Annotated in this window: 14 protein-coding genes and 1 tRNA gene; 6 read left to right on the forward strand and 9 right to left on the reverse strand. The window is 43.8% G+C overall.

Annotation, left to right across the window (positions count from 1 at the left end; all coding sequences use genetic code 11):
• Positions 1–4: 4 nt before the first annotated feature.
• The 6 genes from G500_RS23315 to G500_RS0111465 all read right to left on the reverse strand — a co-directional run bounded on the left by G500_RS23315 (position 5) and on the right by G500_RS0111465 (position 5,163).
• The gene (locus G500_RS23315; protein WP_051203485.1) at positions 5–706 is read right to left on the reverse strand and encodes a peptidoglycan DD-metalloendopeptidase family protein; all 702 of its coding nucleotides are present in this window, start codon (positions 704–706) and stop codon (positions 5–7) included.
• A 68-nt stretch (positions 707–774) separates the two neighbouring features.
• Positions 775–1,065 carry a TIGR03643 family protein gene (locus tag G500_RS0111440; protein ID WP_027002654.1) on the reverse strand — a complete coding sequence of 97 codons (291 nt, stop codon included), beginning with the start codon at positions 1,063–1,065 and terminating at the stop codon, positions 775–777.
• Positions 1,066–1,125: 60 nt separating this feature from the next.
• The gene (locus G500_RS0111445) at positions 1,126–2,229 is read right to left on the reverse strand and encodes a lysylphosphatidylglycerol synthase transmembrane domain-containing protein (protein WP_027002655.1); all 1,104 of its coding nucleotides are present in this window, start codon (positions 2,227–2,229) and stop codon (positions 1,126–1,128) included.
• A 50-nt stretch (positions 2,230–2,279) separates the two neighbouring features.
• Positions 2,280–3,131, reverse strand: coding sequence for a flavin reductase family protein (locus G500_RS0111450; RefSeq protein WP_027002656.1), 852 nt, complete (start codon positions 3,129–3,131; stop codon positions 2,280–2,282).
• 135 nt (positions 3,132–3,266) lie between these two features.
• Positions 3,267–4,538: a hypothetical protein gene (locus G500_RS0111460; protein WP_027002657.1), complete on the reverse strand. Its 1,272-nt coding sequence runs from the start codon at positions 4,536–4,538 to the stop codon at positions 3,267–3,269.
• Between the two features lie 40 nt (positions 4,539–4,578).
• Positions 4,579–5,163, reverse strand: a complete 585-nt coding sequence (locus G500_RS0111465) for a hypothetical protein (RefSeq protein WP_027002658.1) — start codon at positions 5,161–5,163, stop codon at positions 4,579–4,581.
• A 309-nt stretch (positions 5,164–5,472) separates the two neighbouring features.
• Between G500_RS0111465 and G500_RS0111475 the strand changes: the two genes are divergently transcribed.
• Complete coding sequence (locus G500_RS0111475; RefSeq protein ID WP_245574483.1) at positions 5,473–6,114, forward strand: NeuD/PglB/VioB family sugar acetyltransferase; 642 nt, start codon at positions 5,473–5,475, stop codon at positions 6,112–6,114.
• A gap of 47 nt (positions 6,115–6,161) precedes the next feature.
• On the opposite strand, the gene G500_RS25080 is transcribed toward G500_RS0111475, so the two are convergent.
• Complete coding sequence (locus G500_RS25080) at positions 6,162–7,202, reverse strand: oxygenase MpaB family protein (protein WP_051203488.1); 1,041 nt, start codon at positions 7,200–7,202, stop codon at positions 6,162–6,164.
• A gap of 192 nt (positions 7,203–7,394) precedes the next feature.
• Here G500_RS25080 and G500_RS0111485 point away from each other — a divergent pair, with 192 nt between their 5' ends.
• The 5 genes from G500_RS0111485 to G500_RS0111515 all read left to right on the forward strand — a co-directional run bounded on the left by G500_RS0111485 (position 7,395) and on the right by G500_RS0111515 (position 13,406).
• Positions 7,395–9,929: a YfhO family protein gene (locus tag G500_RS0111485; RefSeq protein ID WP_027002660.1), complete on the forward strand. Its 2,535-nt coding sequence runs from the start codon at positions 7,395–7,397 to the stop codon at positions 9,927–9,929.
• 491 nt (positions 9,930–10,420) lie between these two features.
• A complete protein-coding gene (locus tag G500_RS0111495; RefSeq protein ID WP_035757179.1) occupies positions 10,421–11,395 on the forward strand; it encodes an SH3 domain-containing protein in 975 nt (324 codons plus the stop codon).
• Between the two features lie 224 nt (positions 11,396–11,619).
• A complete protein-coding gene (locus tag G500_RS25085) occupies positions 11,620–12,270 on the forward strand; it encodes a hypothetical protein (protein ID WP_051203490.1) in 651 nt (216 codons plus the stop codon).
• Positions 12,271–12,306: 36 nt separating this feature from the next.
• Entirely contained in the window at positions 12,307–12,894 is a 588-nt protein-coding gene (locus tag G500_RS0111505; protein ID WP_027002663.1) for a hypothetical protein, read from the forward strand.
• A 438-nt stretch (positions 12,895–13,332) separates the two neighbouring features.
• Positions 13,333–13,406 (forward strand) — tRNA-Ile (locus G500_RS0111515).
• Between the two features lie 162 nt (positions 13,407–13,568).
• Here G500_RS0111515 and G500_RS0111525 read toward each other — a convergent pair.
• Together G500_RS0111525 and G500_RS0111530 are read right to left on the reverse strand one after the other, a co-directional pair.
• Positions 13,569–14,552, reverse strand: coding sequence for a zinc-binding dehydrogenase (locus G500_RS0111525; protein WP_027002664.1), 984 nt, complete (start codon positions 14,550–14,552; stop codon positions 13,569–13,571).
• Between the two features lie 58 nt (positions 14,553–14,610).
• Positions 14,611–15,012, reverse strand: a complete 402-nt coding sequence (locus G500_RS0111530) for an HIT family protein (RefSeq protein WP_027002665.1) — start codon at positions 15,010–15,012, stop codon at positions 14,611–14,613.
• Between the last annotated feature and the right edge of the window lie 368 nt (positions 15,013–15,380).

Consider the following 15,380-nt stretch of genomic DNA (forward strand, 5'->3'; position numbering starts at 1 on the left):
TTTTTTAGCGTGCAAAATCAAAAACAAGCATCGGATTCGGACAAAGTGCCAAATAATAATCGCGCTCCGATTTGGGTGCTACGCCGATAAAATCGCCCTTTTTGCCCAACATATCCGCTATGATTTGAAAATGCAAATGCGCAACCCAGCCGCCATTTTCGGCAGGTTCGCCCAGACGACACAAAAGTTCGCCCTTTTCAAAAGGCTTTCCTTCATACAGATTTTGTAGAGAAGCCAAACTTAGATGTCCGTATAAAGTATAAAAAGTGGTATTTTCTAATTCGTGTTCTAAAATAATTGTACCTCCATAATCGCCTTGTGCGGCATTGTTGGCAAAACTATGCACTTTCCCCGACAAGGGCGCGAAAATAGGCGTTTGGGCAGGCAGCCAAATGTCAATCCCCAAATGAATGGAGCGCGAACCTTCTTGGGTATCAAAAACGGCACTTTGTTGATAAACGCTGCGCTCTTCGTTGTAGCCGCCTATTCCGAAATCTGCGTCTGCTGCTTTAATTTGCGCCCAAATGTGCGCTTCCATCTGTGCTAAGTTGGCTTTTTGCGCTAAAAGATTTACTAAAATAGGATTGTGAATAGATAAATCTAATAAAAAGGCTTTTCCCTGCGCATAGTTTTGGGGCAATAAAGACTGAAAAGCCTTTTTATTTCTAACTAAAATATCGGATAAAGTATCAAGATGTGTTTTCACTTTTTGAAGAAAATAAAGAAGATAAAGGCATTGAAAACAAAAAGAAGGCTTGCAAAAACCTGCAAATCCTAACGCTTGCTAATTTTATTGTTCGAGATACCACGCTGCCTGCTGCACCTAAAACGCGCCTCCTCTATCTCAAACTGCTGCTTCTGACGGTGCTTAGTGGCACGCCCTTGCACGCGCTTGCGCCACCTACGCCAAGATTGAGGCGAAATTTCACGCCGCATAAGCGCAATGACTTCCTTTTCGGGCAGCCCAAACTGCGCTTCAATGGCATCAAAGGGAGTGCGGTCTTCCCAAGCCATTTCTATAATTCGGTCAATAGATTCGGGAGAAAGGTCAGAATTGTTTTTCATCTTGTTATTTTTTATTAAAAAATAAGGAAAGATTTAGTAGTAGCAAAGCAAGTAGCCAATTTAGGGTTTCGCCTTAGCCGAGCGTTTCAACCAGTAAGGCAGAATCAAAGCACCGATAATGAGGTAAGGATAATAGTAATACAATCGCCAAATGATACCTACGGCGGTGCAAAAAGAGTCGCCCAGATATTCGCCATAGAAGGTACAAAAGACCCCTTCGGCAGCCCCACTCGACCCAGGCGTTGGCGAAACAAGCATCACTATCCACATCACAATTTGGCGCGAAAGGACAAAGAGGTGGTCTAAACTACCTAATTGATTAAAGGCTTGAATTAGCGCATTGAGCATCAAATAACGCGCAAACCAGATGAAGATGGTAGAAAAAGAGGCTTTGAGCCAATAGTTGAGCGGCTTGCCACGCATAGATTTTCCTGCCAAAATCATTTCGTCGCCTGTCTGATTGGCACTTTTTCGGAAGCGTCGCAGCCAGCGCAAACCTGTTAGGCGCATTAAAAACCATTTAAAGCCACGCGGATTGATAAACAAGCCGTAAGCGAAAAAGAGTGCGTAGAAGGCAATAAGTCCGTAACTGATATAGAAAATCGTTTTGAGTCCGTATTGTTGTAAAAAATTGCCTAAAAATTCTAATTCTACATTGGGGAAGACCTGAAAGCCGTAAAAGTTGGCGGTCAGAATCGCAATCGGCGCAAAAATGACAAAAAAGAGGTTGTCTAAAAGTGCCGTTAGCATCACATAGGCGAGCGACTTCCCAAATTTGATGCCCTCTCTGCTGATAATGAAAATAGCAACTGCCGTTCCTCCTACTGCCGAAGGGGTTACGGCGGAAGCAAATTCCCATAAAAGAATGATAAATGTACTTGATTTCCAATTAAGCTCTCCATCGCTGATAGCGCGGATACGGTAGATGTAGCCGCCGTCGCGTATCAAAAGCACGAGGAAAGCCACAAAAAACCAAATCCAATTTGCCTCTTGCAGTTTTTGAAGGAAATCGGGCAAACTTACTTTGTCTATAAAAAGCCACAAACTCACGCCCAAGCCAAACAAAATAGGCAGGTAGATGCTATTGGGATTAAGGGTCTTGCGCACCTTTTTTTCGTCGGGGGCGGCAGTTGTTTCGAGGTCAGAATTATATTTTGAAGCCATAGCAGGGGTAAAATCTTTTTTGAATCATTCAGAGCAAAACAAGCCATTTATTAGGCAAGCAATACATACCAAGCTGCCATCGTATCGCCTTTCTCTAAATATTGTTGGGCAAGGGCATGGCGTTCCTCCTTTGTGAGAGCGGTAGGATTTTCGGCGGTAGGGGTTAGGGTAGAAAGCGCAGGTAGCGTTTCTATGTTGGCAAGTTTGGCAAGGCTATTTCCCGTCAGGACGCTACTCTGACGAATTTCGAGCGGCAGCGCATCGATGCCAATGCCTTTTTTCGCTAAGGGTTTTTCTACTTCAAAAAGGGCTGCACCGCTGGCACGACAGTAAAAATCGCCTCCCATGCGTGCTACTAAGTCTATTTTATGGGGGTCTATTCTGCCCGCCTCATTCAAAACTTCAGGCGCAATATGCAGGCGTACTACCCTGCAAATGATAAGATTGCCTGCGCCTCCTTCTGTACCCGTTTCTATTATCTGTTCTACTTTACATTCCAACTGCACAGGCGACTCCTTGACACGCGGCGGACGTACTGCCTCCGAAGCCAAAGGCGTAAAACCTGCCTTGACAAACTCATTAACCCCCTTTTCGTATTCGGTGCTGGCAAGCGACATCTGCTCCACTATCGCATAATTAACCACATTGATAACCACTTCGGGAACTTCTTTTACATTTTCTAAGGTGTGTTTGAGCGTATTATCGCGCACACGACGGGCAGGCGAAAAAATCAAAAGAGGCGGATTTGCACCAAAAACATTAAAAAAACTAAAAGGACTTAAATTTACATTGCCCTGCTTATCTACGGTGCTGGCAAAAGCAATAGGGCGGGGCGCAATCGCCGAAAGAAGGTGTCCGTGCAGTACGGGAACAGGCAAGTTTTCTGGGATAAAGGTCTTCATGCGTGTTAGCAAACGGTAAAATGAAAAAACAAGAGAAAGCACAAGCGACGTGCATTTTGCTCTGCGACAAAGATAGCATTTTTTTGTCAGATTTTTTGTCTGTACAAGTAAGGCTACAATTTTGAAAAGACGCACTTAGGGCTTACTGCCCACTTTGAAGCGCACATACAGACCTGTGCTAAAATTCCAACGCCCTGTATTGAAATTATAGTAGGGTTCGGTTCGCAAAACAAGATATGTTTTTTTATACAATAGAAAATCGTTTAAAATACGAATAATCAAAATATGACGGTTCTTTTCTGTGGGATTTTGTACCGTAACTAATTGAGAAATCGAACTAAAAAGTTCATCTCCCATAGGCGCGAAAAAACCGTCACCACGCCAATTTGAAAGCATGAGTTCGCCCCATTTCGTCTTTGCGCCTGCGTTTAGATACCAACCCTGCCCCTGCGTAAAAGCCAACTGCTTTTGGGGCGAGTAGTCGATAAAGGTCAGAAAATGAGCTGAAAAATAGGCTTTTTTTAAAATCTCATGTCGCATTTCCTTTTTTTCGTATAAAAATTGCAAACCCGAAGCGGTATTGAAAAGATTGCTGATGGGGTCGGGAATGGTATCGATTTGTCCGCCCCTGTGCTGCCCTGTAAATTGAAAACTTGCCGAAAGGCTATACTTTGAAGTAGCAAGCTCTTTTTGAAAAAAACGCTGTTCCAAAACTGCTCCCCCTTGTATGCGTTCTTGTTTGTTATCGAAACGCACCATCATTCTGACCCAATCTACCCAAAAATCGGCAAAAAGTCCGCGCTTGGGGTTGTCCCACTTTGCTTGAAAGCCCGTTTCGAGCCGCCTACTTTGCAGGCGTTCATAGGTTTGCAGGGGTTCTAAAAGGCGGTGCGCCGTCTGCCCTTCCAAATTTCCGAAGATAAACTTAAAATATTTTTTTTGGTATAAAAAACGAATAAAAGGCTGCACCTGATTAAGGGTAGGATTGCCAAAATCTTGGTTGAAAAAAATACCTCCCTCCCATCTGACCCTACCTCTTTCAAAAGCAAGACTATCGTCAGAATTTTTCTGAAAATGCTGATTTTGAGGCGAAAAGCGAGCTGGCTCTAAACCTACTTTCATCAAAATTTGATGCCCAAAAAGCGTATAACCTTCTGCAATCGCTTCAAAATATTCTTTATTTCTATTATACCCTAAATAATCTAATTCCCAATCCATACCCGCAGGTAGTTTGGTATTCAAACTGCTATCTTGTATTTTTTTCGTATCAAATTCGGAAATATCATAAAAAAAATGATTTTCTACCTGCCCCCAAAGTGGATACGTAGAAAGGGGAAATGCTAAAAAAAACAGAAAGGCAGATAAAAAACAAGATTTTTCTTTCAATACATATTTTATACCAAACATAAAGCGTAGAATTAGAGCATAAAAAGACTTCAGACCTACTTTATTTTTCCTGCTGCAAAAGATGTTCGGTCTGTGTTGTGTGGTCGGCAGCGGCAATATCGAGGTAGGCAGAAGCTAATTTCAAATTATTTTTTTGTGCAAAATCTTGGATATGCTCACTAACCGTTTGGGGCGAAGGGCGAAAAATAGACTTCCCCTTTACCGTAGCGCGTATCCTTTTTTGCAGGCTAAATGTCTGAAATTCAAATGGTTGGAAACTTTCTGGTAAAGCCTTCTTGAAAGCAGCCGTATCCATTTGCTTGTAAAATCCATCTTCTAACCAAATGCCCGAAAAGACTTTAGCACTTGCCGCCGTATCAGGATTGTGGTAGTAATAGATAAAAAGTTTTCCTTTGGCTTTCTCCTCTTTCAAAAGTTGAAGGTGTTTTTGTATGATTTTATCCAACTCCAAACGCGACTTGCCCTCATACAACGTACCAAAAACCTGATAATCATAGCTTTCTGATACCAATTCCAAGTCTGGTACAATTTTATTCATCTGAAAAAGTATGCCCAAGACGAGCAGCGTAAGGGCAGCAGCCGAAGCCAAGCCAATATACAGTTTTTGATAGGTTTTCTTTTCCATATTTAAAGGTTTTAACCGTCGCTGAGGCTAAAGCCGTCAGCGAGGTTTGGGTTTTATTTTTTTACCAAATCAAAGCTAAAGCCGTCAGCGAGGTTTGGGTTTTATTTTTTTACCAAATCAAAGCTAAAGCCGTCAGCGAGGTTTGGGTTTTATTTTTTTACCAAATCAAAGCTAAAGCCGTCAGTTCTAAAATGCGTTGTAGGGAAAAGGCTTTGCCTTGTCCGCAGTTGGAACAGAGTGCGGTGGCAAATTTAGCGCAAAAAGTTGTAGTTTTGCACTTTCTCTCACTTTATTCTTCTTTTCTGGTTTATGCAAATTGAAAAAACGCCTGTTATCGTTTTGGGTGCAAAGGGGATTGCCCTTGCTGCCCTTGAAGCTCTGCATGCAGACAATCGCCTGATTTACTGCCTTTTAGATGACGACACCGAGCTGCAAGGCAAAGAAATAGAAAACATTGCGGTTTTGGGCGATACCGAAGACGAGTCGTTTTTAAAACTTTTGGGCGAAAAGTGCGAAGCCTTTATCGCCATCGAAAATAACACGCATCGCAAAAAGTTGGCGCAACTGATTAGCAAAAAATACAAACAGAATTTGTTTGTATTGGCGCACCCAAAAAGCCAAATTGCGCAAAGTGCCACTATCGGCACAGGCACTTTCCTTGATGCAGGCGTGATAGTGGGAGCGCAAACGCAAATAGGCAAACACAGCCTTATCCAAGCAGGTAGCCTTATCGATTATCAGGTGCAAATCGGCGATTTTGTTCAAATCGGGATAGGGGCTAAGATTGCCGCAGGGGTGAGTATCGGCGAAAATGCTTTTATCGGCACAGGAGCGACCTTAGTGGCGGGCATCAAGATTGGAAAAAACGCCCAAATTGGTGCAGGTAGCGTCGTGATTTCAAATGTAGGCGAAGGTGAAACTTTTTTCGGAAACCCTGCCAAAAAAGTTTAGTATGTTTTTTTTGCGAGCAAAACAAGGCAAAGTAGAGCCTTTGGCTTTTATTTGACAAAGACCAACTTTTCGGCTTGTTCATAATTATCCTCTGCCAAAAAAAACTGTCTTAGGGCATTGAAGCCTACTAATTTTTCTACCAAAAAAGCCGTCCAGTTTGCTTGGGGCAATGCTATCATATCTGCCACTTTGTCGCCTAAAAGGTGGCGCATCAGGGTTTCGATGTAGCCTTTGGGTAGGAAAGGAGGTAAGTTTTGGTGAAAATGCGCCACTAAGACGCTGGTAAGCTGCCTGCCCTGCGGCGAACTGCGGAACTGCCGACGCTCTATTGCCTGCGCCAAAAGGCGTGCTTTCGCCATATTAGGCACTAAAAGTTCGGCTTCTATGCCCAAAAGGTGGCTTACCACTGCCCATAAGTACAGATAATCATCTGCCTGTTGGGGTTCGATGTGATAACCCATCTTTCGCAATCCCCTGACAATGAGGTAAGAAAAAGCCAAATTCGTACCTGCCAAATCTTCTTGGTTGATAGGCATGCCCCACGCTGGCTGCCATAACTGCGGATTTTTTTCCGCCGCCTTTCCAATTCCATGCCTAATGAGCGCGTGCAGGAGTCTGACCTTTTGTACCATCATAAAACCCTGACTATCAGGATTTTGAAACGCGCCCTTTTGCATCACTTCAAAGACAAAACGCCCTGTTTCTAAAAGCCTTTGTTGGGCATCTTTTTGCAGGCGTTCCGAAAAAAGCAAAACTCGCGCCCCGTCTGCGGCAGCATAACAGTAGGGCAGAGAGGCAGCCCCCAAAAGCGGCATAATTTCTAAGGCATATTTGGCAAAAAAAGCCGCTCCCGCCTGCACGCGCTTGGCACAGACCCACGCAGGAAGGGTAGAAAGTTGTGCCATGTAGAGGTCTAAATGTGGCGACAGCCCTTTAAAGGCGGCATTTGAGCCTTGTTTGGCTTGGGGTTCTATCGCTACAAAGTGGCGCAAAAGCTGCCCCTGCCCTGCTTCGAGCATCTTACGGACGGTCTGGTCTGCCAAAGGGTCTTGTTTTTGTCTATAAAGGTCGAGGTTTGGTGCAAACATAGCAGCAATTTTTAGGTCGAGGTTTTTATTAGGACTTTTGTTGGGTTTCTTCTTACAACCGCCTGAAATAGGGTTCTGTTAGGCTTTACATTCAAATAATTTTTCTATTTTTGTCGCGTTCATTCGCAAGGCGTATGCAGCGGCAAGAACCAATCGGCTGTTTCTTTTTCTTGATATTTTCTACCCAAACCCATGAAAAATTCTATTTTGGCTCAATTTGGCTGGCACTTGCTTGGCGTGCTTCTGTTTTATGTCGCAACCTTTCTATACTTCAAACCCGAACTTATAGACGATAAGACGCTCATTCAGAGCGATATGGAGCATTACAAGGCAATGGTAGCCGAAAATTCAGCGTTTCGCAAAGCCACAGGCGAGGTTTCGATGTGGAACAGCCGCATGTTCGGCGGCATGCCTGCCTATCAAATCTACCCTATTTTTTCCTACGGAGGCATCGAGTGGCTTGAAAAGGCAACCTTTGGCTTCTTTTCTTCTTCGAGCGGAGCGCACCTTTTTTTCGTTACGGCACTCTGTTTTTATGGTCTGATGTTGGCTTTTGGGGTGCGTCCGCTGATAGGGGCGGCAGGGGCATTGGCTTTTGCAGCCACTACCTACAATCTAATTCTGATAGAAGTCGGACACATTACCAAATTGTGGGCGATTGCGTATAGCTGCTTGGTTTTGGCAGGTATGAAGGTAGTTTTTGATAGCCAAACTTGGCAGAAACGCCTATTCGGATTTGCACTTACGGCTCTGGGCATGGCATTGGAATTGAAGGCGGCACACGTACAAATTACCTACTACTGGGGTTTTGTCTGCCTTTTCTACGGACTTAGCGAACTTTATTTCGGCTTTCGCGAAGGCAGACTCAAAACGGTATTTATCAATGGCGCACTTTTGCTGCTCGCCGTTGGGCTTGGGGTTGCCGTCAATGCAGGCAAATTGCTCACCACAGCCGAATATGCGCAATATTCCACGCGCGGCATTTCCGAACTTAGTCCGCTCGAAGGCAATGCCGACAAACAAGGTGCAGAAGGGTTGAGTAAAAAATACGCCTTCGATTGGAGTCAGGGCAAGGGCGAAACTTTTACCCTGCTGATTCCGATGCTTTATGGTGGCTCTTCAAATGAAATTTTGGACGAAAAGTCGGCTACCTTCAAAGTCCTGACCACACAGGCAGGCTACACCCGCAAGCAGGTAGAAGAATTGCCACTTCCGCTTTATCATGGCGACCAACCCTTTACGGCTGCCCCCATTTATGCAGGCGCAATCGTCTGTTTTTTAGCCGTCTTAGGGTTTTTATTGGTAGAAAAACGCTACCGTTATTGGATTTTGGCAGGTGCAGTCTTGATGGTCTTTTTCGCTTGGGGCAAAAATTTTGAAGCCTTCAATTATTTTCTTTTCGATAATTTTCCTGCCTTCAATAAGTTTCGTTCCGTTTCGATGGCACTTAGCCTAACGGTGCTTCTGATGGTCTTGATGGCGGTTTTGGGAGTAGAAAGTTTTTTGAAATATTTAGACCAAAAAGAAGAAACCAATCCTACCAAAGAAAGCCTTTTATGGGACAAAGCCCTGCAACAAAAGTTTTTGATTGCCTTTTTCCTAACAGCAGGCATAGCCTTAGCCGTTGCCCTTATGGGCAGTTCGCTCGTTTCGGTAGCCTCGCCCAACGACGCGCGTATCGGACAGTTAGCCGATTTTCTCAAAGAAGACCGTTTGGCAATGATGAAAGGCAGTGCTTGGCGTTCTTTCTTTTTCATTTTCCTTTCGGCGGCGGCTTTGGTAGCGGTAGCATTTAGAAAAATACCGACTCGCCTTGCTTTGGCAGTGGTTTTTGTGCTGATGGTTTTTGATGTTTGGCAAATTGGCTTTCAATATCTAAACTATGATACCTTCAAACCTGCAAAAGCGCAAACAGACTACAACGCCAAACGCCCCGTAGATGAGGTGCTTTTAGCCGACACCGAACTTGGCTTTCGCGTCCTGCCTTTGGCTTCTTTCGCACAGGAATCGCGCACCCTTTACCACCACCGTTCCGTAGGGGGCTATTTTGCCGCCAAAATGCGCCGTTATCAAGACCTTATCGAGCGGCGTTTGTATGGCGAAGACCAATTTATTCAAGACCAACTACGCGGCGGCAAGCTACCCGACTTTTCCCAAACGCCAACGCTCAATATGCTCAATGCCAAGTACATTCAAATCAACCCCTCGAAAGATGGTGCCATTCGCAATCCGAAGGCTTTTGGTGCGGCTTGGCTTGTAGAAAAAATAGAAACCCTCCCGACGGCAGATGCCGAAATGGAAGCGTTGGGCAAATTTCCCCTCGATAAAGTAGCCCTCGTTAGGGAAGACCAAACTGAAAAAATAACCGCCACCACTTTCCAAAAAGATAGCAGCGATTTTATTCGTCTTGTCGAATACAAACCCAATTATTTGAAGTACGAATATCAGACGCAGGCAGAAGCCTTTGCCGTTTTCTCGGAAATTTACTATCCACACGGCTGGGTAGCCAAAATAGGCGAAAAGGAGTTGCCCATTGTAGCAACCAACTACCTATTGCGCGGTGTAGCACTGCCTAAGGGTAAAAATACGATAGAGTTTCGTTTCCAACCACAGATGTATGAGCAGGGCGAAATGGTTACACGCCTTTCCTCTTGGCTTGTTTTCGCGCTTTTTGTATCGAGTATCGGAATTTTGGCAGTACAATTTTTTAGAAAAGAAGCTGCCTAAAAAAAGCATTGCCTTTGAAAACCTCACAACAATTTGACTAAGTAGGGACAAAAGAAACCTTTGTCCCTACCCAAAATAGCCCTCCTAAATCGTTGTGTGAAGGCGTTGGGTATGATGTATTTTTAAAAAAGCGAGGCTCACGAAAATATTGGCAATATTTTTGAAAATCTTTGAGGCAAGCAGAAAAGAAGGCTAAAAAAATATGGGACAGTAGGTCTTATCAATCAAGATAATTTCGTATCTTGTCGCTTTCCAAAAAAATATGATTTTAGCCCTGCAAGCAACCCCAAATTTGTCAAGACCAACTGCAAGTACCAACTTGGAAGCCACAAATGGTTGAGTTTTCCAAAGCAGACGGCTCTGCAAAAGCCTATCCCGACGGACATACCAAAGATACGACCAAGAAGCAATGCCACGTGGCTCTGCCGAAGCTTTATTTTTCTTTGTTTTGTTATCTTTGTCCCTAAAAAAATGCAATAAAAAGCCTCGAAATGGAGTTTTATACTCGAAACACGCTGGCTTTCACTTTCTACTATACCTTAGAAACTAAATCTTTTCATTCACGCCTTTTAAACGCTCTCAAATTTATGATAAAAGCCTATTTAACTGTTGTTGCACTCTTTTTGGTCATGGTAGGCAAGCCTGTTTATGCCCACACAACTGCCCCTACGCCAAAAGCTCACGCACTCCTCAAACCGCAAGATGACTTTATCAAAGCCATCATCGAATCGATTCCTAATCCGCTCGAACTCACAACACTTATCAAGGACACGGGCGCGGAATACCGCAAAGACGAATTAGGCAATCCCAATGCTTTTAGCAAGTACACCGATAGCTACGACCGCGCCCTCAATTTAGGGCTTTACAGTGCCGATTTAGGCTACGCCAGCATCTACAACAAAAACCAAGATGTTTTAGACTACCTCACTGCCGTAAAAGAATTGGCAAATGGTCTGAACATTGGGCAGTTTTTTGATGCCGAAACGCTAAAAGAACTCACCAATAGCAACGATTTGGAAAAACTCATTCGCGTTTCTACACAAAACTTGCAAGAAATCAATGAAAAATTGCAGGAAGAAAAGCGCGAGCATTTGAGCGTTCTTTTCGTTACGGGAGGTTGGATAGAATCTACCTATCTGACGGCTCAAATCTACAAGCGCACCAAAAATCCGAAACTCAAAGAGCGTTTAGCAGAGCAGAAATTGGTCTTAGAACGCCTCCTCCAAGCCTTAGAAGCGCACAAGGCACAGCCTAAGTTTTCAGGTTTGCTTGCCCAGCTCAAAGAAGTACAAAAAGTGTATCGCAACGTGAAAGAAACCACGACCAAAGGCGAAAGCAAGACCGAAATGACAGATGCGGGTCCCGTTGTTACTTCGGGCGATGTCGTAACCTATGACATTTCAGAGGCAGACGCTACTACGATTGAAGCCCTTATCAAGTCTATTCGCGCTTCTTTTGTAAAGTAAGATTTTATCCTGTTTTATCTTGAAAAAGTCTTAAATGTTTTAAATAAAAGGCAAAAAAAGCACGTACTTTTGCCTACTTTCAGAAAAAGTGTTATCTTTGGGCAATGAACTTCGGTTCGTTGCCCTTTTTATTAGATACCCTGCTACTCGGTTTTGGCTTTTGAAGTCAAACGCCAAACCGTAGGGGCTTCCTTTTTTTATTCACCTTCATATCCTTAAAAAATATGCTACACAAAACCATGCGCCGCTGGGCATATATCGCCCTTATGGGAACTATGGTCTTCGCCTTAGGCACAACGACAACAGGCTGTAAGAGCAAGAAAAAAATTGCTGCCGAACAAGCTGCCGCCGAAAAAGCCAAGAAAATTGAGATGGCAAAAAAAGACCTCCAAGCCATGCTCGACAACGACAATATGTCCATCGAGGAAATGGAAAAGAAGCTCAATGCCATCAAGGGCATGAACCTCAACGACCCTGCCGTCAATGACCTCATTGCCAAAGTAGAGGAGCGCATCAAACAGAAAAAAGAATTGGAGCGTATTCGCGAGGAAGAACGCCGTAGGGAAGAAGAAGAGCGTAAAAAAGCCGAAACCAAGACCAAGTCTATTCACGACTACTTCAACGCGATTGCTGCCGCTTCTACGCCTGACGCTGCCAACAAAGAAATTGAGGAAGCACTCAAACTCTTTACCTCTGAGGCTGCGCCTGTCTTGATTATCATTGCCGAAGAAGGGGGTGAAAAAGATTACGACGAGCCGACGACGGCACGTAAGTATCTCGAATACATCAAAGACCAAAAGAAAAATGCCCTTAAAGTAGTCAATATCGGCATGGACGGCAATGGCAAAATCAAACTTTTAGAGCTACGCAAATAAGTTCTATTCTTTTATTTCTTATCCAAACTTTGCAATATGAAAATCTTAAAAAATATAGGCTTTCTCCTATGCCTCTGGGCGGTGAGTTTTGCTGCCTTTGCACAGACCAATGACAACATCAGCCCTGCGCGTAAGCGTGCCATCGACTCTTTGGCACTCGAAAAGGTGCGCGATTTGAGCAAGTATGTCAGCATTGTGGGCGATAAAGCAACGCCCTTTTCAGAAGCTACGCGCGTGATAGACCGTGCCGTCGAGCTTTTCGCCGAAGGTGCGCAAATGGGGGTTTCCTCTGTCAATAGCAAAGCGGTGCGCTACTATGATGTCCGCAAATACTTCCAACGCCTGATGGCTTTGAACTACGACAAGGTTACGATTGAATGGTATAACATCGAATACATCTCTGATTTGGAAAAACAACCAGACGGACGTTATGTAGGGGTAATTACCATTTACCAAAAATTTGAAGCCCGCAACAAAGATAACCAAATTGTGTATCAAGATGTAACCAAAAAGGACATCACCGTTTATGTAGAGCGCAAGCAAACTCAAATTGCAGGCAATCTTATCGGATTTTGGGACGTAATGTTGGGCGACGTGCGTGTCAGCGAAACGCGCAAGAAATAAGCCGCACAAGAAATAAGCGTGGTTTTGTCTAATATTGCCTAACTTTATACAGTTCTGTATAGAATTCTGAACAACCCTAAGCGATTCAATTCGTTTAGGGTTGTTCGTTTTTGGCTTCCAAGTGTAACGAAAGCGGACACTTTTCACAATACCAAATTTTACAAAACGCTCATAATCAAGCACTTACAAAAACGGCATCTTGTTTGACTTTTCTTAACCGAAATAACAAAGTATCGCAAAGTTGCAGCCTTCGCTGTTATTTTGTGTTGCTTAGGTTATAGGTGGATATATTTAAATCTTGAAGAAAAAGGGCAGCCCCATTGGAGGCTGTTTTTTTTATGGGGTCTTGATAAGGCGCGTATAAAAAATTAAAAAAATAGAGCCAAATATTTGGTAGATTCAAAAAAAAGACCTACCTTTGCAGCATAGTTTTAAAAGGGGCTCATAGCTCAGACGGTTAGAGCATCTGACTCATAATCAGAGGGTCCAAGGTTCGATTCCTTGTGAGCCCACTCCTTTTGAAATTTGAGAACTTTGAGATTTGATAAACAAAATAGGTTTATCTTAATAAAATAAAAAAGCAACCCTTTTCAGGGCTTGCTTTTTTTGTTTCGAAACGTTTTCATTTTTTACCTTTTCAATCTTTTTCGCCTTTTTAAGGGCGGCTTTGTTTTTTAAAATCTGACCACAACCTTTCCAAAAGCAGTCGCAATTTTATCAAGCCCTTCTACGACATTTTCGAAAGGCAGAATTTCATCTACAAGCGGCACAATTTTTTTCTGACTCACCAATTCTACCATATCGGCAAACTCTTGGTCGTTGCCCATGGTACTACCCTGCAAGCGAATTTGATTGAAAAACATGCGATAGAGGTCTATTTTTGGCGGCAAGCCCAAAGTAGCACCATAAAAAACAAGCCGCCCCGAACGCCCCAGAATTTTGATAAGCGAAGCCATCGTTTCGCCTCCTGCACTGTCGATGACGACATCGAAGGCTCTGCCCGACTTTTGCAGCGTTTTGAGCCAATTTTCATCGCGATAATTGACACCGCCTGCTGCCCCTAAGTCTTTCATTTTGGCTAATTTTTCGTCGCTACCTGTCGTAACCCATACTTCCGCGCCTACGCTTTGCGCAAAAAGAAAGGCAAACTGTGCCACTCCGCCGCCTACACCCGAAATAAGCACTTTGCTCTCGGCACTAATTCCGCCCTGCATAAAGGCGGCACGATAGGCAGTTAGCCCTGCCAAAGGCAACGCCGCCGCCTCTTCCGCGCTCAAATGGGCAGGCTTAGGCGCAAGACGGTCTTCATTTACCGCAATATACTCGGCAAAAGTGCCATCAGTGGGCATACCTAAGATGTGATAAGCGTCGGATTGGTGCAAAGGATTTGAACCCCAATTATTATTAGGATTGATAATAACTTCTTTTCCTATCCAATAAGCATTTGCACTTTCTCCTACGGCTTCTACTACACCACAACCATCTGAACCCAAAATGGCAGGCTCGATGGCAGGATACATGCCATCACGTATCCACTGGTCGCGCCTATTGTAGGCTGCCGCTTGCAGGCGCACCAAGACCTGTTGGGGCTGCAAGGTAGGCAAAGGGCGTTCTACAAGCGCAACTTCGCCGATGGCTTTTAAATACAGACTTTTCATTTAGGTTTAATTTTAAAATATTTTGACAAAATTTTTAATCCAAAATTTAGCACAAGATTTAGCCCAAATCTGCAAGGGCTTGGCGAATAGCCTGCGCCGTTTCCTCAAACTCTTGGGGGGTGAAAGTAGGGCGCGAAGCCGTAAAGTCTAAGTCTGAAATTTGATTAAGCGGCACTAAATGCACATGCGCATGAGGCACTTCCAAACCGACAACCGCTACTCCCACACGCTTGCAAGGCACAACTTTTTCTATCGCCTTCGCTATTTTTTGTGCAAAAGGCAGAATACCCGATAAAAGTGTTGTATCTAAATCAAATAAATAATCTATCTCTGCCTTTGGCACAACCAAAACGTGTCCGCGCTGCAAAGGGCGAATGTCTAAAAAGGCAAAATAATGCGCATCTTCGGCAATTTTATGGCAGGGAATTTCACCCTTGATGATTTTAGAAAAGATGGTCATGGGCTTTGGAAAAAAGGTAAATAAAGAGAATTTGAGGAGGTTATGATACGATAAGTAAGGCGTTGTTACAACGATAAAAGCCTTAAATGCACCCCACCCCAAACCCCAGTGATGTTAAATTCTAAAAATCAGATTCAAATGTAGGGACAAGGCATTGCCTTGTCCGAAGTGAGATTGAAATAAAAAGGGTTTTCAGACCTAAAAAAAGGTTTGTCCCAAATTTTATTTCGTGTCAAATTTGACAAAACAAGATTTTTTACAGAACTTAACATTACTGGGGCAGGGTGGGGGTTCAGCAGGTCTGCGCGAAGCATAAAAATCCGTTTTTTGAGCTTCTGACCGTTGTAACAACGCTATAAGTAAGGCAA

The sequence above is a fragment of the Hugenholtzia roseola DSM 9546 genome (genome assembly GCF_000422585.1).
Lineage (GTDB): Bacteria > Bacteroidota > Bacteroidia > Cytophagales > Bernardetiaceae > Hugenholtzia > Hugenholtzia roseola.